The organism is Comamonas jiangduensis (assembly GCF_030162955.1).
Lineage (GTDB): Bacteria > Pseudomonadota > Gammaproteobacteria > Burkholderiales > Burkholderiaceae_C > Comamonas > Comamonas jiangduensis.
Window position 1 is genome coordinate 194430 of the sequence record NZ_JARXOV010000003.1, and the last position, 26493, is coordinate 220922.

Here is a 26493-nt window from a genome sequence, read left to right on the forward strand (position 1 = left end):
AGCTTCAATCTAAAAGGCATTGCACCGACCGCACTGCGGGTCTGCCCCCATGTGTGCGCGATTTAGGGCAAACCACATCGTGCACCGCAACACAGACCCCCAAGGCGGCATGCCACGGGGCTTTGCACTGCATGTACTGGCTGCCGGCCTCTGCCGTCTAGCGCCCAATGCGTCATGCAGGAGACAGCTGGCGCACAGCGCATGGTGCCCAAGGGCCACCTGTTGCCAGGTCATCACTTGGCCCACAGCCTCGCTAAGATGCTTGTTTGGTTTTGACTTTTCGGTCTCAGCAGATCCCGTATGCGCATCCTCCACACCTCTGACTGGCACCTTGGCCAGAACTTCATGAACCACAGCCGCGAGCGCGAGCATGCTGTCTTGATCGACTGGGTGCTGGAGCAGGTCGAGGCACATGCGGTGGATGCCGTGCTGATTGCTGGTGATATTTTTGACACCGGCACCCCTCCCAGCTACGCCCGCGCCTTGTACTACCGCTTGATTGCGCAACTGCACCAGCGCAAAGTGGCCTTGCTGCTGCTGGGCGGCAACCACGACTCCGTCAGCGTGCTCAGCGAGAGCTTGCCCCTGCTGCACCACCTGAACACCACCGTCATCGCGGCCACCGGTGACGCGGCCCAGCATGTGATCACTTTGCCTGTAAGAGGCAGCACGCAGCCCGGTTGCATTGTGTGTGCACTGCCTTTTATCCGGCCACGCGATGTGCTCACCAGCCAGGCCGGGCAAAGCGCTGAAGACAAACAGCGCAACCTACAAAGTGCCATCCAAGACACCTACGCCCAAGTGTTTGCGGCAGCGCAAGCCCTGCAAGCGCAGCTTCAGGCAGCGCATGGCACACGCGTACCGATTGTGGCCACCGGCCACCTGACCACGGTAGGTGCCAGCAGCAACGAATCCGTGCGAGAAATTTATGTGGGTGCGCTGGAAGCCTTCCCGACCTCTGCCTTCCCGCCTGCGGACTACATCGCCTTGGGCCACATCCACAAACCACAGAAAGTGGGTGGACTGGAACACATCCGTTACTGCGGCTCACCGATTGCACTGGGGTTTGATGAAGCCAAGCAAACCAAAGAAGTACTGCTGGTCGACTTGAATGCGCACGGCCTGCAAGCCCTCACCCCTTTGGCTACGCCTGTGTGCCAAATTTTGGCTTCGCTCACCGGCAATCTGGCCAGTCTGCCCGTACAGCTGCAGGCCTTGGCAGCACAAAGCAGCGCAGAACACCCTGCGTGGCTGGAAGTGACGGTGCAAGAAGACGACTACCTGCCCGATGTGGCAGCGCGCATCGACGCCATGGCGCAAGGGCTGCCCTTGCAGGTGCTGCGCGTCAAACGCCAGCGCGGCACGGCGATGCCCCAGCTTTTTACCGAGCATGGTGAATCTTTGGAGGCCCTCACCCCCAGCGACGTGTTTGCGCGCAGATTGGCCCAAGAGACGGTGTCTGCCGATGTCCACCAAGCTCTGCACCTCCGCTACCAAGAGGTGCTGGCCAGCGTGCACGCAGGAGATGCCGCATGAAAATTCTGAGCCTGCGCCTGAAGAATCTGAACGCCCTCAAAGGCGAATGGACGATCGATTTTCGCCAGCCACCTTTCCTCGATAACGGCCTGTTTGCCATCACCGGCCCTACGGGGGCTGGTAAATCCACGTTGCTGGATGCCATCTGCTTGGCACTGTACCACCAGACACCGCGCTTAAGCAGTGTGGGCGGTGCCAGCAATGACCTGATGACACGCCATACCGCTGATTGCTTGGCCGAGGTGGAGTTTGAGGTCAAAGGCATTACCTACCGCGCGTTTTGGAGCCAGCGCCGCGCGCGCGACAAAGTCGATGGGGCTTTGCAATCCCCCAAGGTGGAACTGGCCCAGGTGGAGGCGGCCAGTGGTGAAGGGCACATCCTCACCACACACAGCAATGAAAAAATCAAACGCATCGCCGCCATCACAGGGCTAGACTTTGGCCGCTTCACCAAGTCCATGCTGTTGGCACAAGGTGGCTTTGCGGCATTTTTGAATGCCAGCGCCAACGACCGCGCGGAATTGCTGGAAGAGCTGACGGGCACCGAAATCTACGGGCAGATCTCTCAGGCGGTATTTGAGCGTGCACGCGATGCACGCCAAGCGCTGGAAAAGCAGCAAGCGCAGGCCCAGGGCATGCAATTGCTGGATGCCGCCACACGTATGGATCTGGCAATGCAGGCCCACCAGTTGCAAGCGACGCTGGCAGATCTGCAGCAGCAACATGTGCAGTTGCAAGCGATCCACCACTGGCAAAGCCAAACCGCGCGCACCCGCACCGAGGTAGCACAGGCACAGAACGCGCGTTCTGCAGCGCAAGAGGCCTTGGCGCAGGCCAGCGCTGATCTGCAGCGCCTGCAAGCCCACGCCCCCGCCCAAGCGATAGCACCGCTGCATAGCCAATGGCTGCAGGTGCAGCGAGAACATGCCTTGCAGCAAGTGCAAACGCAGCAGTTGCACACGGATGTATTGCAGCACCACCGCCTACATTCGCAGTTGCACGAACACGCCCAGCAACTGAGTGCCCAAGCCCAAGATACAGCCCGCTGTGACTGGCAAGCGGCGGTGGCTGCACACACTTGCACACAGCACTGGTTGCAAGCCCATGCCAGCTACGCGCAGCTGGGAGCATGCCTCAGCGGCTGGCAGGCGCAGTTGCAGCAGCACCAACAATTGCAACAACAATGCGCTATGGCCGTGCAAGAGCTTGCCACCCTGGATCGCCGAACCCAGCAGTTGCAAGAGCAAGCTCACATGCAAGCGCAGGCGGCCCAGCAAACCCAAGCCAAAGTCGATCTCTCCGCCCAACAGCACGCTGCTGTACAGCATGCACAGCAGCAACGCTTGGCCAACCATGGAGGCCACATACAGCCTCTGCGTGACCACTGGCAAGCTGCACAACGCAAGCAGCAACACTGGCAGCACTTGCTGGACCATGCGCAATTGCGCCCCCCCTTGTCACAGCAACACACCCAGTGCGCACAGGCCTTGAATGAACGCCAGCAGCGCCTACCCACGCTGGAGCAACAGCTCGCCAGCCTGCGCCAGCAGTACGTCGTGCTGCAAGAGCGCGTAAAAGACAAGCAAACCTTGCTGGCGCAAGAGCAGCGCATCCAAAGCCTGCAAGACCATCGCCACGCCCTGCAACCGGGCCAGGCATGCCCGCTGTGTGGATCGCTAGAGCACCCTGCAGTCAGCGCTTATGCAGCGCTGGATGTATCCGCTACAGAAATGGCGTTGCGCGACTCCATCGCGCAACGGGATGCCCTGCAGCGCCAGGGTGAGCAGTTGAATGCCGAAATCGCGGGCTTACACGCCGAACTGCGCGCGCTGCAAACTCAGCACGAAGCGATTGCCCAAGACATTCGACGTTGGGAACAGCGCTGGAATGCCCTTTGCAGCGCCAGCAGCACGCCGGTGCTCCCTGAAGCTTGGCAGGATCTGCGCAGCTTGGCGGATGCCCAGCGCCATGCCGAACAAGCGGAGCAAGAGCTGCAGCGGATGCTGCATGCCGTCGAAGAAGGCGAGCGACAACTACAAGCCAGCCAAGCCGCATGGCAAGCTGCAATCTTGGCGCAACAACAAGCAACGTTTGCCCACAGCAGTAGCCTGCAGGCCCTGCAAGCCCTACAAACCGAACACGAGCGCACGAGCGCATCACTGGGGGCCTTGCAGCAGCAAGCCCAAGCGCTAGAACACGGTTTGCAAGCCAGCTTGCATGCTTTGGGCTATGCCCTACCCGCAAATGCAGCCACCGACAGTTGGCTGCAAGCACGCCAGCAAGAGGTACAGCAATGGGCGCAACAACAGCAGCAACTGCAAACCTTGGAGCGCCGCGTGGAGGCACTGCGCACCCAGCATGCACAAGCCAGTGAAGCAGCCGCGCACTGGCAAGCATGTGCGAAGGCTTTGCCAACCCTGCCCGCCAATGCGCCAGCCAGCCAGGTGCCCCTTCCGCACAATTTGGAGGACTGCGCTACGCGCATTGCAGCCACCGCCCAAACCATCTCCCGCTTGCAAGGGCAAATCACGCAAGCCGAGCAGCGCGGCTTGCAGCTGCAGCACGCAATGCAAGAAGCTGAACATGCATGGCAGCAGGCCTTACAGGCCAGCCCGTTTGCCCGTGCAGAAGATTTTGCGGCGGCACTGCTGCCGCAGCAGACGTTCCAGCGCTTGCAAGCGCTCAGCGAACAGTTGCACGCGCAGGTGCAGCGTGCGGATACGGTGCTGGCCGATGCCCAGCAGCGCTTGACCACATTGCAAGCCCAAGCACTGTCCGATGCCACGCCCGAGGCTGTCGTGGCCCACATTGCCCAGATAGACGCCGAGCGTGCGCAATGCACGGAGCAGCTGGGCGCACACCGCGCCCGCTTGCACGACGATGCGCAACACCGGGCCACACAGCAGGCGTTGCTCGCACAGATTGAGCAGCAAGCCCAAGACAGCGAAATCTGGCAACGTCTGGACGGCCTGATTGGTTCCGCCAAAGGCGACAAATTCCGCAAATTTGCCCAAGGTCTGACGCTGGACCACCTGCTTCATCTGGCCAATCAACACCTGCTGCGCCTGCATGGCCGCTACAGCTTGCAGCGCAAAGCCACAGGGGAGCTGGAGTTGGACATCGTGGACAGCTGGCAAGGCGATGCGGCGCGCGACACGCGCACCCTGTCCGGGGGGGAGTCGTTCTTGGTCAGTCTGGCACTGGCTTTGGCGCTGTCGGACTTGGTCAGCCGCAAAACCTCCATCGACTCGCTGTTCCTCGACGAAGGCTTTGGCACCTTGGATGGTGACACGCTCGAAACCGCTTTGGCGGCCCTCGACAGCTTGAATGCCAGCGGCAAGATGATTGGCATCATCAGCCATGTGGAAGCACTCAAAGAGCGCATCCCCGTGCAAATTCGCGTGGACAAGGCCGGTGGCGTGGGCCACTCCAAGCTGTTTTACTGATCGCGCTGGCGCGCCCAGGTGCGCTCGTGTTTGAGCCACTGCTTCAAGGTGTCGGGATCGTCTTCCAGCGCTTGCAGCAGCTGGCGCAAATAATCCACACCTGCTTGCAGTTGCTGCAGCCGCTCGCGCACCTGCGCCATCAGCTTGGCAGGCTGCAAGCGCTTGGCGGTATCCAGACCAAACTCCCGCGCAAACGCTTGCGTACGCGCCTGCACATCGCGCTGCAGGTCGTTCCATTGCTCTTCCAGCATGCGGTTGTAAGGGGCCAAACGTGCATCGCTCAGCTGTGCGAGCTTGGCGGGGTCCATCTGTTCGGCTTCCCACTGCAGCTCCAGCAACTCCATCAAGCGACTGGCTTCATAGGCAATATTGACCCGCTGCATCAGCGCCGTTTTGCGCGCGCGTTCCACCGGGTCTTGCTCACGATCGGGGTGCAAACGGCTGGCCAAACGACGGTACACCTCCCGCAACGACTGGTTGGCCAATTCAGCCGCCGTTGGCCCCTTGGCTTTTTGGGCTTGCTGCGCTTTGCGTTGCTGGCGCTTGGCGTGGTGCTGCGCACGGGCTCGCTCGGCCTGAGCGGCTGCAGCTTGCTCTTGGGCTTCCAAGAACTGCGCGACGGCCTCCGGGTCTTGCCAGTCAATGTCATCACTGGCACTGGCTGCCTGCGCAGCGCTGGGCGCAGCCTGCGACGCATCGTCTTCGCGCTCCTCGTCCTCTTCTTCAGGGGTGTAGCGGCGTACCAACTCTTCCATGGCGGCACGCTGTGCAGGTGTATCACTCAGATCCGCCACTTGCTGCGCGGACTCCAGCAAGCAGCTTTCCAGCAGCTGGCGCTCCAGCTTGGACAGCTTGCGGGCACTTTGCTGATCCAGGTACAGCGCCAAGGCCGCTTGTAGATCCAGGTAACGGGTGCGCAAAGGAACACCATCGCGTGCAAAGCGGGTGCGGCAGGCTTGCACGGCCTCATCCCAGGCCAGCAGCCAAGCTCGCTGATCCGCAATGCGTTGTACCCAAGCGTTGAAAAGTTGCTGCTGCGCACTGAGTGGTGCTTGGTCAGCGGCTGCGTCGATGCGCAGCAAAGAAGTGGCCACAATGGGCAAGCAAGAAGAGGCAATCACCGCGCCATTGTGCAGCATGGCTGCTTTCACCGTGCACCACAAGGTGTTGCTTTTTATAAGCGAAATTGACTTCTAGCCCTTATGCAGATTGCGCTGATAGCTCCTGAATTTAAATCCGTGAACACAGCACCAGCACCACTGCTACACACTGCGCGTTGGGCCGGTTCCCGCTACGATCAGCGGCTTCTTATTGCTTGATCACTACAAGCCATGATTCGCCTCGCAGAACTCAAACTCCCTCTCTCGGCGCTGGAATACCACCCCGAGAACCACACCGAATTCCTTCCCGAAGCCCGTTTGCGCGCTTTGGCCGCAGAACGTCTGGGTATCGCCACCGACGCAATTGCGCAGTTGCACGTGTTCAAGCGCAGCTTTGACGCCCGCCAAAAAGCCGAATTGCTGGCGGTGTACATCGTCGACATCCGCTTGGTTGATGAAAGCCAAGAAGCCGCCTTGCTGGCGCAGTTTGCCGACCACTCGCACGTCAATCCCACGCCCGACATGACTTGGACGCCGGTAGGCCAAGCGCCTGCGGATCTGAAGCACCGCCCCGTCGTGGTGGGTTTTGGCCCTTGCGGCATGTTTGCTGCGCTGGTGTTGGCGCAGATGGGTTTCAAGCCCATCGTGCTGGAGCGCGGCAAAACCGTGCGGGAACGCACCAAAGACACCTGGCGCCTGTGGCGCAAACGCGAGCTGACGCCTGAGTCCAACGTGCAGTTTGGCGAAGGCGGTGCAGGGACGTTCTCCGATGGCAAACTTTACAGCCAGATCAAAGACCCGCGCTACCTGGGCCGCAAGGTGCTGACCGAGTTTGTGACCTATGGCGCGCCCGAAGAAATTTTGTATGCCGCCCACCCCCACATTGGTACGTTCAAGCTGGTCAAGCTGGTAGAAGGCATTCGCGAGGAAATCTGCCGTTTAGGCGGTGAGATTCGGTTTGAGTCCAAGGTAACCGACATCACCGTCGAGGTCGAGGGCGAAGGCGATGCGCGCAAGGTGTCTGCGCTGCAGGTCTTGAACCAAGCCACCGGCGACAGCTACACGCTGACTACCGATCAGGTGGTGATGGCACTGGGCCACAGCGCACGTGACACCTTCACCATGTTCTACGAACGTGGCGTGTACATGGAAGCCAAACCGTTTTCGATTGGCTTTCGCATCGAGCATCCACAAAGCGTGATCGACCAAGCGCGCTGGGGCAAGCACGCTGGCCACCCCTTGTTGGGTGCGGCCGATTACAAGCTGGTGCACCACGCCAAGAATGGCCGCGCGGTCTACAGCTTTTGCATGTGCCCCGGCGGCACAGTGGTGGCTGCGACCAGCGAGCCCGAACGCGTCGTCACCAACGGCATGAGCCAGTACTCGCGTGCCGAGCGCAATGCCAACGCGGGCATGGTGTGTGCGATTGAGCCGTCGGACTATCCGCAAGACGCCAAATCGTTTGCATGGGCTTTTGACGGCAAAACTTTCGGCGTGGAAAACCAAGCCCCCGGCAGCTACCACCCGCTGTCAGGCGTGGTGTTCCAGCGCCAGCTGGAGTCCAAAGCCTATCTGCTGGGCGGGCGCAACTACAATGCCCCCGGCCAACTGGTGGGCGACTTTGTAGCGGGCAATCCATCGGCCGATGTCGGCGGGGTGCCGCCTTCGTACAAACCGGGCATCACCTGGGGCAATCTGCACCACGCACTGCCCGCTTTTGCGATTGAAGCCATGCGCGAAGCCCTGCCCGCCTTTGGCAAAAAGATTCGCGGCTACGACATGCACGATGCAGTGCTGACGGGGGTGGAAACACGCACTTCGTCACCCGTGAAAATTGCGCGCGGCGCCAACTTCCAAAGCGTCAACACCCGTGGCCTCTATCCTGCCGGTGAAGGTGCCAGCTACGCGGGTGGCATTTTGTCTGCGGGTGTAGATGGCATCAAAGTGGGCGAGGCCGTGGCTGCCGCCATCTTGGGGGTGGAAGTGCCCTCTTCGGGCATGCGCAACTCTGGCGCTTACTAAAACGCAAAACGCAAGCGCACACAGGTACAGCGATGCATTACCCCCTCCCCCACCACTCCCAAGTGTCTGTGGCCGTGCTGGCCATGGGGCTGGTGGTGCTGTCGTCCAACATCTTGGTGCAATTTGCCATCAACGACTGGTTGACCTGGGGCGCCATCACCTACCCGTTTGCGTTTTTGGTGACTGAACTGGTCAACCGCGCCTTTGGCCCGGCGCAGGCACGCCGCGTGGCATGGTTTGGCTTTGCGGTGGCGGTGGCGGCCTCTGCGGTGCTGGCCCCCGCGCGCATTGCAGCGGCCTCAGGGCTGGCCTTTTTGCTGTCACAAATGCTGGACATCACCGTGTTTGACCGTCTGCGCCAAAGCCGCTGGTGGCGTGCACCACTGGTGGCCACCGTGCTGGCCGCTATTTTGGACACTTGCGTGTTTTGGGGCGCGGGCTTTGCGGGCGAAGATGTGCCATGGGTGACCTGGGCGCTGGGCGATCTGGGCGTCAAGCTGGTCATGGCCGTATGCCTGCTGCTGCCTTTTCGGCTGCTGATTGGCAAGCGGGCTACCACCAACGCCCTGCCTCGCACCTAGCTGCGCGCAGGTTTTGGCCGTGCAGGCCGGGCACGGAGAGATCCGTATTAACCCGCAACCGCTGCCGCCCAACGCTGGGCTTGCACTGTACAGGTCACAACTGTCATGACTTTTGGCGTGGATGCCTGCAAGCCATTTGCAAGCCTGCGTGAAAAAAAATCCCCATCATCACTATCTACGCACATGCCATGCTCCAGCAGTTGCTGGCCTGCTGGCGCGCCCTACCATGACCGGAGACCAACGTTGACCCCCTCCTCCAACCCGCGCTTGCATATTGCAGTGCTGGGCTGTGGCCTGATGGGCCTGCCCATGGCACGCCGTCTTTTGGCCGCAGGCCATGAGGTGCATGTCTGGAACCGCACCCGCAGCAAGGCCGAAGCTTTGCTGTCCGAAGGTGCCTACGTGCATGACACGCCACGCCAAGCCTGCATCAAGGCGGATTACGTCATCAGCATGCTAGAAAACGGCAAGATCGTGGGCGAAGTGCTGTTCGGCATGGGCCAGGACGCAGCCATCCTCGGCATGCGAGAAGGCACGCTGGTGATCGACATGGCCTCCATCCAGCCGCGCGAAGCGCGCGATCATGCGGCCCGCCTGTCCGAGTGCCAATTGCGCCACCTGGATGCACCGGTGTCTGGCGGCACCGTCGGCGCAGAAGCCGGCACCCTGGCCATCATGGTGGGCGGCAAGGCCGAAGATTTTGAAGCCGCCCGCCCTATTTTTGCCCCGCTGGGCCGCGCCACCCATGTCGGCCCCCACGGCGCAGGCCAGTTGGCCAAATTGGCCAACCAAATGATTGTGGGCATCAGCATTGGTGCCGTGGCCGAAGCCTTGTTGCTGTGCGCCAAAGGCGGCGCTGACCCCGCCAAGGTGCGCGAAGCCATCACCGGCGGGTTTGCAGACAGCCGCATCCTGCAACTGCACGGCCAGCGCATGGTAGAGCGCGACTTTGCGGCGCGCGGCAAGATGACGGTGCAACTCAAAGACATGCGCAATGCCTTGGCGACGGCGCAGGAAATCGGCTTTGACGCCCCCATCACCGCATTGTTCGAGCAGTTGTATGCCGATGGTGTGGCGCACGGCTTGGGTGCGTTGGACCACAGTGGCCTGTTTGTGGAGCTGGCCAGCCGCAACGCCATGCAATAAAAACCTGTAGCCGCACCCAGGAAAAAGCACGTACTTTCCCTGAGGCCGGAAAAAATTGGTGCATAATTGCGGCTTCGCTTCGTTGCAAGCGACAAAAGTGGGCTCTTAGCTCAGTTGGTAGAGCAGCGGACTCTTAATCCGTTGGTCGAGTGTTCGAATCACTCAGGGCCCACCACTTTTTTGCTGGTTTGTTTTTCAACAAATTGGCACTTCGGAAAATTCCGAAGGGCTCTTAGCTCAGTTGGTAGAGCAGCGGACTCTTAATCCGTTGGTCGAGTGTTCGAATCACTCAGGGCCCACCAAATTTTCTTTCACTGCGTTGCGCATTGATTCTCCCGTTCAAGGGCTCTTAGCTCAGTTGGTAGAGCAGCGGACTCTTAATCCGTTGGTCGAGTGTTCGAATCACTCAGGGCCCACCACACAAAACCCGTCTTGGCAACAAGGCGGGTTTTTTGTTGCCTGTACGCGCCAAAAATAATAGCTTGCAGCGCTTCATCAACAACACTTTCCCATAGAAAAGCACTGGAAATTATTAACAGAAGAGCGCCGGCAGCTATATTTTTCAATAACTCGATAGGCGGCAGATACAAAAAAACCGGCATAAAGCCGGTTTTTTTGAGGCACCTGCAGCCTTTTCAGACTGCTGGAATGCCGTGCTTAACGGTCGCGCGAGAAGGTCTTGCGACGCTCGCCACCGAAGCCGCCGCGTTCGTCACGGCCGCCCAAAGGCTTGGCTTCACGACGGGGCGCACCACCGAAACCGCCGCGATCGCCACGGTCTTCGAAGCGAGGACGATCGCCGCCGCCACCAAAGCTACGGGCTTCGCGCTGGGGACGGTCAGCGCCACCAAAGCTGCGCTGCTCACGCTCGCCGCCGCCAAAGCGGGGACGGTCACCACCGCCAAAGCCGCCGCGCTCGGGACGATCACCAAACGCAGGCTTGCGATCCGCAAAACCACCTTCGCGACGCTGACCACCAAATGCTGGACGGTCACCACCGCGATCTTCAAAGCGAGGACGATCACCACCGAAACCACCGCGCTCAGGACGGTCACCACCGCCAAAGCGAGGGCGATCACCACCAAAGCCACCGCCTTCGCGACGCTGGCCACCGCCAAAGCCACCACGGTCGCCAAAGCCTGGCTTGCGGCCATAGCCTTCACCACCACGGCCACCACCGCCGCCGCCGAAGCTGCGGCCACCACCGCCACCACCACGGCGGCCATCGCGTTCGCCGGCTGCAGGGAAGCGCTGCTGGGGCTCCAGACCAGGAATCACTTCGGAAGTGAATTGCTGGCGTGTGTAGGCTTCGATATCAAAGATGCGACGACGGTCACGGAACTCACCGAAAGTCACAGCGATACCGCTGCGGCCTGCACGACCGGTACGACCGATACGGTGGGTGTAGTCTTCGGCCTTCATGGGCAAGCCGTAGTTGAACACGTGGGTGATCGTAGGCACGTCAATACCACGGGCTGCCACGTCAGTCGCCACCAATACTTGGATTTGGCCATTGCGCAGCGCCATCAGGCGGCGGTTACGCAAACCTTGGCTCAGCGCGCCGTGCAAAGCAGCAGCCGAGAAGCCAGCTTCTTGCAGATCGGTAGCCAAACCGTCGCACTCGACCTGGGTCGAAGCAAACACGATGGCTTGGTTGATGGTTTCGTCACGCAACCAGTGATCCAACATCTTGCGCTTGTGCTGAGCGTTGTCAGCCCAGAACAGCACTTGCTTGATGTTGTTGTGCTTTTCCTGAGGGGTATCAACAGTCACCTTCTTCACGCCAGCACCGTTGTCATGCATCACACGCATGGCCAACTGCTGAACGCGGGGAGCGAAGGTAGCGCTGAACATCATGGTTTGCTTGCGCTGCGAAGTCATTTGGTTAACTTCAGCCAAGTCGTCCGAGAAACCCAGATCCAACATACGGTCGGCTTCGTCCACCACCAAGAACTGGACCTTGTCCAGCTTGATTTGCATGGAGCGCTGCAGATCCAGCAGACGGCCAGGTGTGGCCACGACCAGGTCAGCGTTTTGCAGCTTGGCGATTTGCAGCTGGTAAGGAATACCGCCGACCACGTTGGCTACGCGCAGACCACGGCAGTGCTTGACCAGTTCGATCGCGTCGTGCGCAACCTGTTGAGCCAATTCACGTGTGGGGCACAAGATCAGGGCACCAGGTACGGCAGCCTTGAAGTTGCGGGCGTTGGTGGGGTCCTTGCGCTTGGCGCGCTTGGGCAGGGGCTCACCCTTGGCAGCCGCTTCGGCGCACAGGCGGTCAAATTCCGCCTTGGCTTCAGCATCAGCCACAGCGCGTTGCTGGAGGATGGTGTTCAGCACGGGCAGCAAGAAAGCTGCAGTCTTGCCGGAACCGGTTTGGCTGGACACCAACAGGTCGATAAAACCGTTTTCGTCAGCGCCTTCGCCCATGGCCAAAGGAATGGCCTTCTTTTGCACAGCGGTAGGCTGGGTGTAACCCAGATCCGCCACAGCTTGCACCAGCTCGGGTGCCAGTCCCAGCTCTACAAAGCCGTTCGGTTGTTCTTCAACTGCTTTTTGCTCAACAGCAACAGCGTCAATAGATTCATCAATTACTGCCTCAGCAGCAACATTCAAAGTGGAAGCGTCCAAAGCAGTATCCGCAGCGGCCAGTTGGCCCTGCTCATTCAAAAAGTCGTTCATGTTTTCTCACGCGAAAAGCGGCCCAGCAAAGCAGGCATCGCTTTTTTGACGGTTATGGAAACATCAACCGTCAAACGATTCCAGCGGCGCGCACAGGGCTGCTGGTGGGCCATTCATTGCTACGACGCTGGCGAAAACTTGAAAGTTATCGTTGCAGCGGGTAGCGGGCCCGGTGAGTGATGGGAGATGCACAAGTGTTGCATCGCTACGCAAGCGCTAGTCGCTTGAAACGTGCAAGACAGCAATTATCACACGTTCTGGATTTTTCCGCTCAACTGCAAGGTCAATACCGCTACGTGCGGTATGCAAACCCATCGCCACAGAGGGTGGTGATGCTCTTGCGCACCACGCTGGGCGCAAGAGCGCGCAATTAACACTTAAGCCTGCACCGCAGCAGCCGCTGGAAGTTCTTCCTGCGCCGCAGGCAATGCCAGGAAATGCGTGCGGTAGTGCTGCAACTCGTCAATGGACTCCAGCACATCGGCCAGCGCGGTATGGCGCTGCGCTTTCTTGAAGCTCGTGACCACCTCCGGCTTCCAGCGGCGTGCCAATTCTTTGAGGGTGCTGACATCCACATTGCGGTAATGCAGATACGCCTCCAACTTGGGCATGTAGCGCGCCAAAAAGCGGCGGTCTTGGCCAATGCTGTTGCCACACAAAGGCACCTTGCCCTTGGGCACGTACTTTTGCAGGAAGGCAATCAGCTGTGCCTCGGCCTGCGCCTCGGTCACTTCGGACGCTTTCACGCGCTCAATCAAACCGCTGCGCCCGTGCGTGCCTTTGTTCCATGCATCCATGCCTGCGAGCAACTCGTCGCTTTGGTGAATGGCAAAAACCGGCCCTTGCACACGAATGTCCAGATGGGCATTCGTCACCACCACTGCAATTTCAATAATGCGGTCATGTTCAGGGTTCAATCCTGTCATTTCACAGTCAAGCCACACGAGGTTGAAATCTGACTTGGGTAACACAGGGGTTTCAGGGGCAGAGGCAAGAGACATACTTAAATTGTCGCCTACACTCGCCGCCAATGCCCACAACAAATGCTCTTTCCCCCTCACTGGTGCTGACTCTGGCCTTTGCCACAGCCTTGGCACTGCAGCTGCTGGTGCAGCTTTGGCTGAACACGCGCCAAGTGCGCCATGTAGCCCAACACCGCGACCAGGTGCCCGGCACATTTGCCAACCACATTTCCTTAGCTGCCCACCAAAAAGCGGCCGACTACACCTTGGCCAAAGCACGCCTTGGTTTGGCCCACATGGCCTGGGGTGCATTGATTTTGCTGGGCTGGACGTTGTTGGGCGGGCTCAACGCCTTGCACACGGCGCTACTGCAATTCATGGCGCCAGGGATGGCGCAGCAATTGGTGTTGCTGGCAGCGTTTGCGCTGATCTCCGGTTTGCTGGATCTGCCTTTTTCGCTTTATCAAACCTTTGTGCTGGAGGCGCGCTTTGGGTTCAACAAAAGCACACCCGCCATCTGGCTGGGCGACCTGCTCAAATCCACGGTGCTGGCAGCTGTGATTGGCCTGCCGATTGCCTGGGTGATTCTGTGGTTTATGGGTGCCGCAGGCAGTCTGTGGTGGCTGTGGGCATGGGGCATCTGGACGGGGTTTCAGCTGCTGCTGATGTGGATCTTCCCCACTTTTATCGCCCCTTGGTTCAACAAGTTTGAACCGCTGGCCGATGAAACCCTCAAAGCTCGCGTCACCCATTTGATGCAACGCTGCGGCTTTGCGGCCAAGGGCCTGTTTGTCATGGATGGCAGCCGCCGCTCGGCCCACGCCAACGCCTACTTCACAGGCTTTGGCGCCAGCAAACGCGTGGTGTTTTATGACACCTTGCTCCAGCAGCTCAACGCGGATGAGGTGGAGGCCGTGCTCGCGCACGAGCTGGGCCACTTCAAACACAAGCACATTACCAAACGCATGCTGGGCATGTTTGCACTGAGCTTGGCTGGATTTGCCGTATTGGGCTGGCTGTCGCAGCAAGTGTGGTTCTTCACCGGCCTGGGCGTTACCCCCAGCACCGCCATGGTGTTTGGCCAGCCCGCATACGACAACGCTTTGGCTTTGTTGCTGTTCATGCTGGCCATGCCTGTGTTTACGTTTTGGGCTTCCCCGCTGTTGGCACACTTTTCGCGCCGCGATGAATTCGAGGCCGATGCCTACGCCATGCAGCAAGCCCAAGGCAGTGCCTTGGCCAGCGCCTTGCTCAAACTGTATGAGGACAACGCCTCCACCCTCACCCCAGACCCCGTTTATGCGCGCTACTACTACTCGCACCCGCCGGCAGTCGAGCGCCTTGCGCGCATGCCAGCCCCTGCAACCCCTCAGTCAGCGAGTGCCGCATGAGCCGCAGACATAGCAAATCCGCAGTGGCGTCTGCTGCCGCATCGACCGAAGGCTTGGTCGTAGGCAGCCATGGCCGCCATTGCATCGTAGAAACAGCGGACGGCGAGCGCCGCATCTGCCATCCACGCGGCAAGAAAAGCCAGGCCGTCGTTGGTGACCGTGTGCTGTGGCAAGCAGCGCCACCTGGTCAAGGCGAAGAAGGCACGATCGAGCAAGTGCTGGCGCGCAGCAATTTGCTGTACCGTCAGGATGAAATACGCACCAAAACCTTTGCTGCCAACCTCGACCAGGTGCTGATCGTGATTGCCGCAGAGCCTGTGTTCTCGGAAAGCCAGTTGGCCCGCGCCTTGATTGCTGCGGAGGACGCCGGCATCACCCCCATCATTGCGCTGAACAAGTTTGACTTGGAAGAAGCCTTTGCCATGGCTTGGCAGCGGCTGGAGGCCTATCGCAGCATCCTCAATGCCGACGGCAGCGAGCGCTACCCCATCATTCCGCTGAACCTGACCAGCGATGACCCGGAGCAAAAAGCCGCCTTGATGGAATTGCTGGCTGGCAAACGCACCTTTGTGCTGGGCCCCTCCGGCGTGGGCAAAAGCACACTGATCAACCTGCTGGTGCCCGGTGCGCAAGCTGCCACCAACGAAATCTCGCGGGTCCTCAATACTGGCAAGCACACCACCACCACCACCAGCTGGTACTGGATGGACGAAGCACGCACCACCGCCATCATTGACTCACCTGGCTTTCAGGAGTTTGGCCTCTACCACATCAAAGCGACGGACCTGCCCCGGTGCATGCCCGACATTGGCGCGCTGGCCGATCAGTGCAAGTTCTACAACTGCACCCACTTGCACGAGCCGGGCTGCGCCGTGATGGCCGAGGTAGACAACGAGGGCAGCCCGCACTACATCCACCCCAACCGCTACCGCATCTACACCGAGTTGTCTGAAGAGTTGAACGCGGGCTACAAGTACTAAGTCAACACTTTAGCCCACCCAAAAAAGCAAAAGCCTGCGGTTTTCATCGCAGGCTTTTTATATATCAAATATTGCTCTAGCCCTTATCCAGAAAGCGCTAGCAGCTATCAAAATACTATCCGAGCAACCGCGCCAAGCTCAGTAGCGCCAGCAGCAGCATCCACACCACCACGCTGCGCCACACCAAGCCCACCACCGAGCGCAGGTGCCCCATCTCCGCCTCCCGGCCAGGCGTGACGCCCGGCTCTTGCCATGCGTCTTCATCGTCGTAAATCGGGGCTGTGGTGAGCTCCTCGCGCATCTTCAAGCCGCTGCCACCCAAACGCACATTGATGGCACCTGCCGTTGCAGCCAAGATCACACCATCGTTGTCATTGGGAAAGTGCTTGGTATGGAAGCGCCAACCATCAATCGCTTCCTCAAAGCTTCCCACCACCGCAAAACCCAGCGCCGTCATCCGCGCAGGCAGCCAGTCAATCACCAGCCACGCCTGCTTGGCCGACTGCTGCAGCCGCTCACTCACCGGCGCGGCCCCGGCAATCGCGTTGCGCGACCAGTAACGCGACAGGTACTCTGCCACACGGTAGAGTACCGCGCCCGCAGGCCCCAGGCCCACAGCTGCGAGCAGCGCGAACCAGAACAGCACCCCAAACACATGGCGGTGCGCACTGATGACCGAATACTCAATCACATGCCGCACCATCTCGCTGCGCGGCACCTCGGTGGTCTCAACCTGGCGCCACTCGGCCAGTGCTTCGCGGGCCGCATGCTCATCGCCACTGTCGAGTGCATCACGGATGCGCGTGAAATGGTGGCTGAACTGGCGAAAGCCCAGCGTCACATAAAGCACCGCCACATTCCAGAGCATGGCGGCAGGCCAGCCCACCCAGCGCATGAGCAGCCAATACACCCCGACCACCAGCAGCACAGGTGGCACCACCGCCAATCCCCAGGCTACCCAGCCATGGTGCTCTCGCCCCGCATCAAAATTGCGGCGCACAGACACAGACCAAGCCCGAATACCTGCGTGCACCGGATTCTCGCGTGACAGCGGTCGGGCTTGCTCCAACAACAGGGCAAGCAAGATGGCAAAGAAACTCATAGGCTGATGATACTGGCAAGCATTCTCAGCGCCACCCCAAACCCTTGCACTTTGCTTTAAGCGGCCATGAAACGGTAAAAGTTGCGCAACATTCCCGCAGTCGCACCCCAGATATAGCGCTCATGCCCGCCATCGTCATAAGGCATGGACCACCATTCACGCTCCATCCCTTGCCAGTGCAGGCGATGCCGCTGGTGGTGGGCCGGATCCAGCAAAAAGCGCAGCGGCACTTCAAACACCTCCGCCACTTCATAGGGATTGGGCTTCAAAGCCACATCAGGCTGCACCAGTGCCACTACCGGCGTCACGATAAAAGCCGTCCCTGTTTCATACACCGGCAAACTGCCCAGCACTTCGGCTTGCGCCGCCTCCAAGCCCACTTCCTCATGGGCTTCACGCAGTGCAGTAGCTACGGCATCCTGATCTTCCGGGTCTTGCTTGCCCCCGGGAAAAGCTACCTGCCCCGAATGGGTGGACAAATGCTGGGTGCGTTGCGTCAGCAACACCATCAACTCATCCCGCACCACCAAAGGCACCAGCACGGCTGCCTGCGCAGGTACGCGATCTGCAAAGCGTGCTTCAGCGCGCACTTCAGGCTGCCACTGCGGCGGCCGCGCAAAGCGCGCGCGCAGGGCCTGCGGGGTTTGCGCGGCCCTGGGCACTGCCGGCAAATGCGCATCCACCCCCACCACGGGAACGGCGCGGGGATCAAAGTGCGGAATGCGTGCGGTCAAAGAACCCAACAACGGGGCCGCAGAACGGGAAGACGAAGGCAAGAATGCATCTCCAACAGGCATAAAAAAAGCCGCCACAGCGAACTGTAGCGGCTTTTTGCCCAAGGAAGGCGCGCGAATTACACGGCTGCTGCAGCAGTCTTGTTAACGCGTTGTGGCAGCTTTTCCTTGATACGTGCCGACTTACCGCTGCGCTCACGCAGGTAGTACAACTTGGCACGACGCACGTCACCACGGCGCTTGACTTCAACACCGGCGATCAGGGGAGAGTAAGTTTGGAACGTACGCTCCACACCTTCGCCCGAAGAGATCTTACGCACGGTGAAAGCGCTGTTCAGACCACGGTTACGCTTAGCGATCACCACGCCTTCGTAGGCCTGCACGCGCTTGCGCGAACCTTCCACCACGTTCACGGACACGATCACAGTGTCGCCAGGCGCGAAGGAAGGAATGGTCTTGTTCAGGCGAGCAATTTCTTCTTGCTCAAGAGTCTGGATCAGATTCATGATTTCATCCAACTCGATCGTGTCCGCGCCAGGATTGGCAAGCCTCGGGATTGAGACGATGGCTGCATTCAAACCGATGCAGCGGCCGGATAGAGGATCGAAGAGCCGATGATTATAGCTTGGCTGCGTTTTTTGCCAAAAACCCTTCGTCTTTGGCGTTCAGCAGCCCTTGTGCGCGGGCTTGCTCGACCAATTCCGGGCGGTGCTGGGCCGTAATACGCAATCGCTGGTCTCGGCGCCAGCGTTCAATATTGCCGTGGTGGCCAGACAGCAGCGCTGCAGGCACTGCTTGCCCCTGCCACACTTCGGGACGGGTGTAGTGGGGACAGTCCAGCATGCCGTCCAGCGCCGGATTAAAACTGTCTTGCTGAAAACTGCCTTCGTCATTAAGCACCCCGGGCTGCAACCGGGTGATGGCATCCAGCAGCACCATGGCTGCCAGCTCGCCGCCCGACAACACAAAATCCCCCAGGCTCAATTGGTGGGTGACGTGCTTATCGATAAAGCGTTGGTCAATACCTTCATAACGACCACACAGCAGCACCGCACCCTGGCTGCCTGCCCACTGCGCCACCACGTCGTGCTTGAGGGTGGTGCCAATCGGTGAAAACAGCAGCACCGGAGCGGGTTGCACCTCCCCCCCGGCTGCGCGCGCCGCACGGATGGCATCCAGGCAGTGCTGCAATGGCTGCGCCATCATCACCATGCCAGGGCCACCGCCAAAAGGGCGATCATCTACGCGCCGGTAGTTCCCCTCGGCGTAGTCACGCGGGTTCCACAAATGCACCGCCACCTGCCCCGAGCCATAGGCTCGCCTTGTCACGCCGCTTTCCAGGAAAGGGGCAAACATTTCAGGGAACAAAGTGATGATGTCAAAACGCATGGTGCTTGCCGCCAAAGTCGGCTTAGTAATCAGGCTGCCAGTCCGCAGTGATGGTCTTGCCCGGCAGATCCACATGGTCGATATAGGCATCGACAAACGGAATCATGCGCTCGCGTTCCTTGCCACCTTCTTCGTAGCCCATCACCAAAGTGGTTTGCGGACCGGTCGCCAGCAAGTCTTTGACCACCCCCAAATCCACGCCTTCGCGGTTGACTACCCTCAACCCCATGAGGTCGACCCAGTAGTACTCACCATCATCGGTTTTAGGGAAATGCTCGCGCGCCACAAAAATGCGGGCTCCGCGCAATGCTTCGGCCGCATTACGGTCTGGCACGGACGGCGACGCAGCCACAATGGTGTCCGAGTGTGGGCGCACCTGCTGAATGGGCAGCAGCACGGTGCCTGCAAAATTCTTGGCACCTTTTTCCGCGGGCAACAAAAACCACTGCTTGGCGGTGAACAAGGCCTCGGGGTCTGCGCTGTAAGCAATGACCTTGAACCAGCCTTTGATGCCCCAAGCATCGGCAATACGCCCCACTTCCACCGCGTCTTCAGGCAGTGCAACGGACTTTAGTTCAGGCATGTGACTCATGGTGATCTTGGCAAAGACGAGGAAAAGAAAAAACGGGTTCCGTCAGACTAGCCAACGGAACCCGTTTTCAATGGGGGTGCTAATTAAGCAGCAGCCTTAGCAGCGGCTTGCTTGACCAGGCGCTCAGCGGTGTCGCTGATTTGTGCGCCAACGCTCTTCCAGTAAGCCACGCGATCCAGGGCAACGCGCAGGCCTTCTTCAGCGCCACGTGCGGTAGGGTTGTAGAAACCCAGACGCTCAATGCACTCGCCATCACGGCGGGTACGCTTGTCAGCAGCGATGATGTTGAAAAACGGACGAGCCTTGGAGCCGCCACGGGAGAGTCGAATAACGACCATGATTTATCCTTCGGGTGGTTGCAGCAAATTGCTGCAATAGTTTTTCAGGCGTTTGAGACACGCGACATAGCCACCCGGCCAGCGACACGCCCAAAAGCAGACATTATATAGCATTCCAATTTTCATGCCCACCATTCGAGCCAGCCACCCCTTGGATCTGCCTGCCATTACGGCTATTTACTGCCACCACGTGTTGCACGGCACGGGCACTTTTGAAAATGAACCGCCTTCGCTGACCGAGATGTCCGCGCGCCGCGACGATGTGCTGCGCAAAAACCTGCCCTGGCTGGTGGCCGAAGCTGAGGACGGCAGCATCTTGGGCTACGCCTATGCCAGTTGGTTCAAACCCCGTCCGGCCTACCGCTTTTCCGCCGAAGACTCCATCTATGTTGCCAACCAGGCACGCGGCCAAGGTATTGGCCGTTTGCTGCTGGATGCGCTGTGCCGCGAATGCGAAGCCTGCGGCGTGCGCAAAATGATTGCCGTGATTGGTGACAGCAGCAATGTCGGCTCGGTGGGCGTACACCGCGCTGCGGGTTTTGCGCATGTGGGCACGCTGCGCAGCGTGGGCTGGAAATTTGGGCGCTGGCTGGATGTGGTGATGATGGAGAAGTCCCTAGGTGCAGGAGACACCACCTCGCCCGAATAATGGTTGGATGAAAAACAAGACTGCTGCGGCATGGCTGGCCTTTGTGGGCGGCCCCCTGGGTTTGCACCGTTTTTACCTGCATGGCTTGGGCGACACCTTGGGCTGGCTGCTGCCCGTGCCCACCGCGCTAGGGCTGTACGGCATTCAGCGGGTGCAGCAGTGGGGGCAGGATGACCAACTCAGCTGGCTGCTGATTCCACTGCTGGGCTTCACCATCGCCGCCTGCGCCTTGGTCGCCATCTTGTACGGCTTGAGCAGCCCTGAAAAATGGAACGCCCGCTACAACCCGCACAGTGCCGACAGCGCTACGCCAGGCCAAACCAACTGGTGCACGATTGCTGCGATTGCCTTGGCCCTGATGGTGGGCGCGGCCGTGCTGATGGCCAGTTTGGCCTACAGCTTTCAGCATTACTTTGAATACCAGATTGAGGAAGCGCGCAAGATTTCTCAGTAGCAAAAAAAACATAGCTGCTTACGCATAAAGAAAAAGGACTTCAAAGCATTTTCACTTTGAAGTCCTTTTTTATTAAGCGCTAGGCGCTCATGTATTTGCAGTATTGCACCGTACTTAGTACAGCTGCAAGCTCACCCAGTACGCAATCGCGGCCACAAAGGCGCTGGCAGGAATGGTCAAAATCCACGCCCACACAATATTGCCAGCGACACCCCAGCGCACCGCACTCATGCGCTGGGTCGAGCCCACACCCACAATCGCCCCGGTGATGGTGTGCGTGGTCGACACCGGCACGCCCAGCACGGTGGCCGTGAACAGCGTGATTGCACCACCAGTTTCGGCGCAGAACCCCCCCACAGGCTTGAGTTTGGTGATCTTCTGACCCATGGTTTTCACGATGCGCCAGCCACCAAACATGGTACCCATGCCGATGGCGGCGTAGCAGCTCACAATCACCCACAGCGGCGGCGAAGTATCGCTGCTGGACATATAGCCCGTGGCCAGCAACAGCAGCCAGACGATACCAATCGTCTTTTGCGCATCATTGCCACCGTGGCCCAGCGAGTAGGCACCCGCAGAAACCAGTTGCAGACGGCGGAACCATTTGTCCACCTTGCTGGGGCGCGAGCGGCGAAACATCCACGCCACAATCACCATCAGCAGAGAGCCAAACAAAAAGCCCAGCAGTGGCGAAATAAAGATAAACGCCACCACCTTCAAAATGCCGGTTGCCACCAGGGGGGCTGTGCCCGCCTTGGCCACCACCGCACCCACGATACCGCCGATCAGCGCATGCGAAGAGCTCGATGGGATGCCGTAGTACCAAGTGATCAGGTTCCACGCAATAGCACCCGCCAAGGCGCCAAACACCACATGGGTGTCCACAATGTCAGGGGTCACAATGCCCTTGCCCACGGTGGCCGCCACACTCAGGTGGAAGACAAAAATAGCAATGAAGTTAAAAAAGGCTGCAAATACCACGGCCTGCGTGGGCTTGAGCACGCCGGTGGAAACAACGGTCGCAATCGAGTTCGCCGCATCATGAAAACCATTCATGAAGTCGAACACCAGCGCCATTGCCACCAGCAAAATGACCACCCACAGGGCAGCTTGTACGGTTTCCATGGTCAAAGATTTCCTGTGCTGATCGATCAGGAGTTCTCGAGGACGATGCCCTCAATCGTGTTGGCCACGTCTTCGCACTTGTCGGTGATGGTTTCCATCAACTCGTACACGGCCTTGAGCTTGATCAGCTCGCGCACATCCGCTTCTTCGCGGAACAGCTTGCTCATCGCGGCACGCAGCACGCGGTCAGCGTCGGACTCCAGGCGGTCGATTTCCTCGCACGTCTTGAGCGCTGCTTCCGCAGTGCCTGCGTCGGCAATATGGCTCAGCATCTTGACGGCGTCACGCAGGCGCTCGCAGCACTTCAGACTCAGATCCGCCAGACGGTGGATTTCGTCCGTCATGCTACGGATGTCATACAGCGCCATCGCTTCGGCCGAGTCCTGAATCAGGTCAGCCACGTCATCCATGCCATTGATCAGGCTGTGGATGTGTTCACGGTCGATCGGGGTGATGAAGGTCTGATGCAGCGTCTTGCTCACTTCATGCGTCACACGGTCAGCAGCACGCTCGGCGTTGTCCACATCGCTGTTGTACTTTTCGCGCAGGTGCGGGTCGCTGTAGTTCGACACCAGTTGTGAAAAAGCACGTGCGGCTTCCACAATGCGGTCTGCATGTTGGTTGAACATTTCGAAAAAATTGCCTTCGCGGGGCAAGAGCTTGCCAAACAGCATGAGCGCTCCTTCAATGGGAGAGGGTTTGAATGGTCAACAGCCTACGCAGAACACTGCGTAGGCTGTAAAAATTTGGGATGAGCGGCAATACCGCCTGTGCCGCTCACTGCAGCCAGACCGCTTGCTACGCAACACTTTGCCAAAGGCAAAAAAGCACCGTCACCACCCTGGGCAACCGTGCATTTCCGGCAATTGTCCATGACAACGCCATGAAGATTTAATTAAATTTTTATGACAGTTGTGTGACATATCTTGTAAAAAACCATCAGACGTGAGCGCACGCTCTTTTCTTCAGGCTTTCGCTGTCTATGCCTGTGAAAAAACAGAAAAATGACGCTTGCCACCCCTATTTTTGTTGCACTGCAGCAACAAAATGCACCAAAAAGGGGAGGTCAGGGTTTGCGCTTTTCGGCGGCCTCTGCATTGAGTTGCTGCAAATGCGCCAGCTTTTCCCCAATTTTGATCTCCAGGCCGCGCGGCACAGGCTGGTAGAAGTGGGGGTTGTCCATGCCTTCCGGAAAGTAGTCCTCCCCGGCCGCAAAGCCGCCCTCTTCGTCGTGCGCATAGCGATAGCCTTTACCCCAATCCAGATCTTTCATCATTTTGGTGGGCGCGTTGCGCAAATGCATGGGAATGGGGCGCGTGCCTTCGGTTTTGACCAAGGCCTTCATTTGGTTGTAGGCCTTGTAGCCGGCATTGCTCTTGGGAGCCATGGCCAGGTAAATCACCGCCTGCGCCAGCGCCAACTCGCCCTCGGGGCTGCCCAGGCGCTCATACGTGGCCGCCGCGTCGTTGGCGATCTGCAAGGCACGCGGGTCGGCCAGGCCAATGTCTTCCCAGGCCATGCGCACAATGCGCCGCGCCATGTAGCGCGGATCGGCGCCGCCATCGAGCATGCGTACCAGCCAGTACAGCGCGGCATCGGGGTCAGAGCCGCGCACAGACTTGTGCAGCGCGCTGATGGTGTCGTAGAACTGCTCGCCGCCCTTGTCATAGCGGCGCATGCGTTCGCCCAGCACTTGCAGCAACCAGGCATCGGTGATGGTGCCGATCTGCGCCTGCTCGGCCGTGATGGCCAGCGTCTCCAGTGTGTTGAGCAAGCGCCGCGCATCGCCATCGGCATAGGCAATCAAGCGCTCCAGCGCTTCATCTTCCATAGCTGGCACCGCTTGCACTGCCTGGGCTTTGGCCACAATTTGCTTCAAGTCTTCAGCCGTAAGGCTTTGCAGCACATATACGGCTGCACGACTGAGCAGCGCAGAGTTCACCTCGAAGGACGGGTTCTCCGTGGTCGCCCCGATGAAGGTGAACAAGCCGCTTTCCACATGCGGCAAAAACGCGTCTTGCTGGCTTTTGTTGAAGCGGTGCACCTCATCCACAAACACGATGGTGCGCTGCGGCATCAGCCCACTGCGCGCCGCTTCGGCTTTCTCTACGGCTTCTCGAATGTCCTTGACCCCGCCCAGCACGGCACTGATGGCAATGAACTGCGCATCAAACGCATCGGCCATCAGCCGGGCGATGGTGGTTTTGCCCACGCCCGGCGGCCCCCACAAGATGCAGCTGTGCGGGCGGCCTGACTCAAACGCCAGCCGCAGCGGCATGCCCGCGCCCAGCACCTGCTGCTGGCCCACCACCTCCCCCAGCGTGCGCGGGCGCAAACGCTCTGGCAAAGGCTGGTGCAGTGCGGGGCGGTGACCGCCGCCTTTGCGCTGGGACAAATCAACATCAGCCTGAGGGGTTGTTTTTGGAATAGCCATATAACAGAACTTTATCTGCATCAAAATAGGTGATTCAGCGGATCACTACACGCAATGCACGATGCTTACCAGCGCCGTTCATACCGCCTGTAGCTCTCTGTACCGAAGCCACAAGCTTAATCGGCACGGGAACCCTTCACCACTTGCGGCCACTGCAACCCTTGGTCAGCAAGCGCCTTGCCCCTGAGCGCGTCGACATCCGGCCCTCAGCGTATCCGCACGGAATCCGCATTCGTCGTTTGCAACAAAGTCTGTCTGCCCCTGTGCAGCAGCTTTCTGGTTTTAGGTTTTCCCATGACAACTCTCAAGACGCGGGACATTTTTGCCCTCGGCTTCATGACATTTGCGCTCTTTTTGGGCGCTGGCAACATCATCTTCCCACCCAGCGTGGGCCTGGCGGCTGGCGAATTCCAGTGGTCTGCCGCCCTGGGCTTTTTGCTGACCGGCGTGGGCCTGCCTTTGCTGGGCGTGGTGGCACTGGCCCGCGTCGGCGGTGGCTTGGACACACTGACCAGCCCCATCGGCAAAGCGGCAGGCACCCTGATGGGCCTGTCCATTTACCTGACGATTGGCCCCTTCTTTGCCACCCCGCGCACAGCGACGGTGTCGTTTGAAGTGGGCATGGCGCCGTTTACCGGCAACACGCCGCAAGCGCTGCTGATCTTCACGATTGCCTACTTTGCGCTGGTGATGGTGCTGTCGCTGTTCCCTGGCAAGCTGATGGACAACATCGGCAAGATCATCACCCCCGCATTGATTGTGGTGCTGGCCATCTTGGGCATTGCAGCCTTTGTCGCCCCCGCCGGCGAGATCGTGGCCACACCCGCAGCGGAATATGCCTCGGCAGGCAAGGCACTGGCCCAAGGCTTTTTGCAGGGCTACCAGACCATGGATGCGCTGGCATCGCTGGTCTTCGGCATCATCATTGTGGCGGCCATCAAGGCCGCTGGCGTGACGGACACCCGCTTGCACACCCGCTACACCATCTATGCCGGCTTGATTGCCGCCACCGGCCTGGGGCTGGTGTATGTCTCGCTGGTCTATCTGGGCGGCATGAGCGGCACCGTGGTGGAAGCCGGCGCCAGCGGCGTCAACATCTTGAACCACTATGTGGACAGCACCTTTGGCACGGCAGGCATCTTCCTGCTGGCAGCCGTCATCTTGCTGGCCTGCCTGACCACCGGCGTGGGCCTGGTCAGCTCCTGCTCGGCCTACTTCAGCGAACTGCTGGGCATCCCATACCGCACGGTGGTGGTCATCATGTCGGTCTTCAGCGCCGCTGTGGCCAACCAAGGCCTGGCGCAGCTGATTGCCGTGGCTGTGCCCGTGCTGGTGGGTATCTACCCGGTAGCGATGGCACTGATTGCACTGGGCCTGATGTCCAAGCTGTTCCGCCACAAAGCCCGTGTCTTCATCCCCGTGATGGGCGTGGCCTTGGTCTTTGGCATTGTGGACGCCATCAAAGCTGCTGGCTTTGGCTCCCTCATCCCCGCCGTGCTGGACAGCCTGCCCGGCAGCGCACTGGGGCTGGGTTGGTTGCTGCCTGTGACGGCCGTGCTGGTGGTTGCCACGGTGGCAGACCGCGCCCGCGCGGCCCCCTAAAAGCCCATTCACCGCCTGGGCGCCGCGTTTGCAAGGCGCCCACAAAAAAGCCCTGCGGCCATCAGCTACAGGGCTTTTTTCATGGGCAGGAAGCAGCGGTAAAGCGCAGTGCAGCAGCCTATTCATCAAAAAAAGAAGCTGCTAGCGCTTTATCTATCAAGCATTCAAGCACTTAAATGCCTGAAACCATTGGTTGACCAGCGCTACCAGCTATCTAATTCACTTCCA

At 59.5% G+C, this 26493-nt stretch carries 22 protein-coding genes and 3 tRNA genes; 13 read left to right on the forward strand and 12 right to left on the reverse strand.

The window, feature by feature from the left end; genetic code table 11:
- Positions 1-300: 300 nt before the first annotated feature.
- A complete protein-coding gene (gene sbcD, locus QEP12_RS03830; protein WP_284213388.1) occupies positions 301-1536 on the forward strand; it encodes an exonuclease subunit SbcD in 1236 nt (411 codons plus the stop codon).
- Positions 1533-4982, forward strand: a complete 3450-nt coding sequence (locus QEP12_RS03835; RefSeq protein WP_284213389.1) for an AAA family ATPase — start codon at positions 1533-1535, stop codon at positions 4980-4982. The genes sbcD and QEP12_RS03835 overlap by 4 nt, the downstream gene beginning before the upstream one ends.
- Here the strand turns inward: QEP12_RS03835 and QEP12_RS03840 are convergent.
- Positions 4976-6121 (reverse strand): J domain-containing protein, encoded by a 1146-nt coding sequence (locus QEP12_RS03840; protein ID WP_284213390.1) that lies wholly within the window; start codon positions 6119-6121, stop codon positions 4976-4978. The two genes, QEP12_RS03835 and QEP12_RS03840, sit on opposite strands and share 7 nt — an antisense overlap.
- Positions 6122-6313: 192 nt before the next feature.
- Between QEP12_RS03840 and QEP12_RS03845 the strand changes: the two genes are divergently transcribed.
- From QEP12_RS03845 to QEP12_RS03870, 6 genes are all read left to right on the forward strand, one after another.
- Positions 6314-8104 (forward strand): NAD(P)/FAD-dependent oxidoreductase, encoded by a 1791-nt coding sequence (locus QEP12_RS03845; RefSeq protein ID WP_284213391.1) that lies wholly within the window; start codon positions 6314-6316, stop codon positions 8102-8104.
- A gap of 32 nt (positions 8105-8136) precedes the next feature.
- Positions 8137-8685, forward strand: coding sequence for a VUT family protein (locus tag QEP12_RS03850; RefSeq protein ID WP_284213392.1), 549 nt, complete (start codon positions 8137-8139; stop codon positions 8683-8685).
- A 243-nt stretch (positions 8686-8928) separates the two neighbouring features.
- Positions 8929-9831, forward strand: coding sequence for an NAD(P)-dependent oxidoreductase (locus QEP12_RS03855; RefSeq protein ID WP_284213393.1), 903 nt, complete (start codon positions 8929-8931; stop codon positions 9829-9831).
- 99 nt (positions 9832-9930) lie between these two features.
- Positions 9931-10006, forward strand: a tRNA-Lys gene (locus tag QEP12_RS03860).
- 51 nt (positions 10007-10057) lie between these two features.
- Positions 10058-10133 (forward strand) — tRNA-Lys (locus tag QEP12_RS03865).
- Between the two features lie 41 nt (positions 10134-10174).
- Positions 10175-10250 (forward strand) — tRNA-Lys (locus tag QEP12_RS03870).
- 238 nt (positions 10251-10488) lie between these two features.
- Here the strand turns inward: QEP12_RS03870 and QEP12_RS03875 are convergent.
- Together QEP12_RS03875 and orn are read right to left on the reverse strand one after the other, a co-directional pair.
- Positions 10489-12513 (reverse strand): DEAD/DEAH box helicase, encoded by a 2025-nt coding sequence (locus tag QEP12_RS03875; RefSeq protein WP_284213394.1) that lies wholly within the window; start codon positions 12511-12513, stop codon positions 10489-10491.
- Positions 12514-12890: 377 nt separating this feature from the next.
- A complete protein-coding gene (gene orn / locus QEP12_RS03880; protein ID WP_174863478.1) occupies positions 12891-13514 on the reverse strand; it encodes an oligoribonuclease in 624 nt (207 codons plus the stop codon).
- A gap of 29 nt (positions 13515-13543) precedes the next feature.
- Between orn and QEP12_RS03885 the strand changes: the two genes are divergently transcribed.
- Both QEP12_RS03885 and rsgA read left to right on the forward strand, forming a co-directional pair.
- A complete protein-coding gene (locus QEP12_RS03885; protein WP_219163876.1) occupies positions 13544-14866 on the forward strand; it encodes a M48 family metallopeptidase in 1323 nt (440 codons plus the stop codon).
- Entirely contained in the window at positions 14863-15846 is a 984-nt protein-coding gene (rsgA, locus tag QEP12_RS03890; protein WP_284213395.1) for a ribosome small subunit-dependent GTPase A, read from the forward strand. Before QEP12_RS03885 ends, rsgA begins: the two co-directional genes overlap by 4 nt.
- 115 nt (positions 15847-15961) lie before the next feature.
- Here the strand turns inward: rsgA and QEP12_RS03895 are convergent, their stop codons facing one another.
- The 6 genes from QEP12_RS03895 to rpsP form a co-directional block, all read right to left on the reverse strand.
- Entirely contained in the window at positions 15962-16948 is a 987-nt protein-coding gene (locus QEP12_RS03895) for a CobD/CbiB family protein (protein WP_284213396.1), read from the reverse strand.
- 56 nt (positions 16949-17004) lie between these two features.
- Positions 17005-17745 (reverse strand): CoA pyrophosphatase, encoded by a 741-nt coding sequence (locus QEP12_RS03900; RefSeq protein ID WP_284213397.1) that lies wholly within the window; start codon positions 17743-17745, stop codon positions 17005-17007.
- A gap of 56 nt (positions 17746-17801) precedes the next feature.
- Positions 17802-18188 (reverse strand): 50S ribosomal protein L19, encoded by a 387-nt coding sequence (gene rplS / locus QEP12_RS03905; protein WP_284213399.1) that lies wholly within the window; start codon positions 18186-18188, stop codon positions 17802-17804.
- 112 nt (positions 18189-18300) lie between these two features.
- On the reverse strand, positions 18301-19071 hold the full coding sequence (trmD, locus tag QEP12_RS03910; RefSeq protein ID WP_284213400.1) for a tRNA (guanosine(37)-N1)-methyltransferase TrmD: 771 nt from the start codon (positions 19069-19071) through the stop codon (positions 18301-18303).
- A 22-nt stretch (positions 19072-19093) separates the two neighbouring features.
- Positions 19094-19663, reverse strand: coding sequence for a ribosome maturation factor RimM (rimM, locus tag QEP12_RS03915; RefSeq protein ID WP_284213401.1), 570 nt, complete (start codon positions 19661-19663; stop codon positions 19094-19096).
- An 83-nt stretch (positions 19664-19746) separates the two neighbouring features.
- Positions 19747-20001: a 30S ribosomal protein S16 gene (gene rpsP, locus QEP12_RS03920; RefSeq protein WP_284213402.1), complete on the reverse strand. Its 255-nt coding sequence runs from the start codon at positions 19999-20001 to the stop codon at positions 19747-19749.
- A 124-nt stretch (positions 20002-20125) separates the two neighbouring features.
- On the opposite strand from rpsP, the gene QEP12_RS03925 reads away from it, so the two are divergent.
- Positions 20126-20650 (forward strand): GNAT family N-acetyltransferase, encoded by a 525-nt coding sequence (locus QEP12_RS03925; RefSeq protein WP_284213403.1) that lies wholly within the window; start codon positions 20126-20128, stop codon positions 20648-20650.
- A 7-nt stretch (positions 20651-20657) separates the two neighbouring features.
- Complete coding sequence (locus QEP12_RS03930; protein ID WP_284213404.1) at positions 20658-21104, forward strand: TM2 domain-containing protein; 447 nt, start codon at positions 20658-20660, stop codon at positions 21102-21104.
- A gap of 114 nt (positions 21105-21218) precedes the next feature.
- Here QEP12_RS03930 and QEP12_RS03935 read toward each other — a convergent pair whose 3' ends face one another.
- From QEP12_RS03935 to QEP12_RS03945, 3 genes are all read right to left on the reverse strand, one after another.
- Positions 21219-22229: an inorganic phosphate transporter gene (locus QEP12_RS03935; RefSeq protein ID WP_284213405.1), complete on the reverse strand. Its 1011-nt coding sequence runs from the start codon at positions 22227-22229 to the stop codon at positions 21219-21221.
- 26 nt (positions 22230-22255) lie between these two features.
- Positions 22256-22903 carry a DUF47 domain-containing protein gene (locus QEP12_RS03940; protein WP_219163865.1) on the reverse strand — a complete coding sequence of 216 codons (648 nt, stop codon included), beginning with the start codon at positions 22901-22903 and terminating at the stop codon, positions 22256-22258.
- A 392-nt stretch (positions 22904-23295) separates the two neighbouring features.
- Complete coding sequence (locus tag QEP12_RS03945) at positions 23296-24663, reverse strand: replication-associated recombination protein A (protein ID WP_284213406.1); 1368 nt, start codon at positions 24661-24663, stop codon at positions 23296-23298.
- Between the two features lie 294 nt (positions 24664-24957).
- Between QEP12_RS03945 and brnQ the strand changes: the two genes are divergently transcribed.
- A complete protein-coding gene (gene brnQ, locus QEP12_RS03950) occupies positions 24958-26265 on the forward strand; it encodes a branched-chain amino acid transport system II carrier protein (protein ID WP_284213407.1) in 1308 nt (435 codons plus the stop codon).
- The last annotated feature ends 228 nt before the right edge of the window (positions 26266-26493 follow it).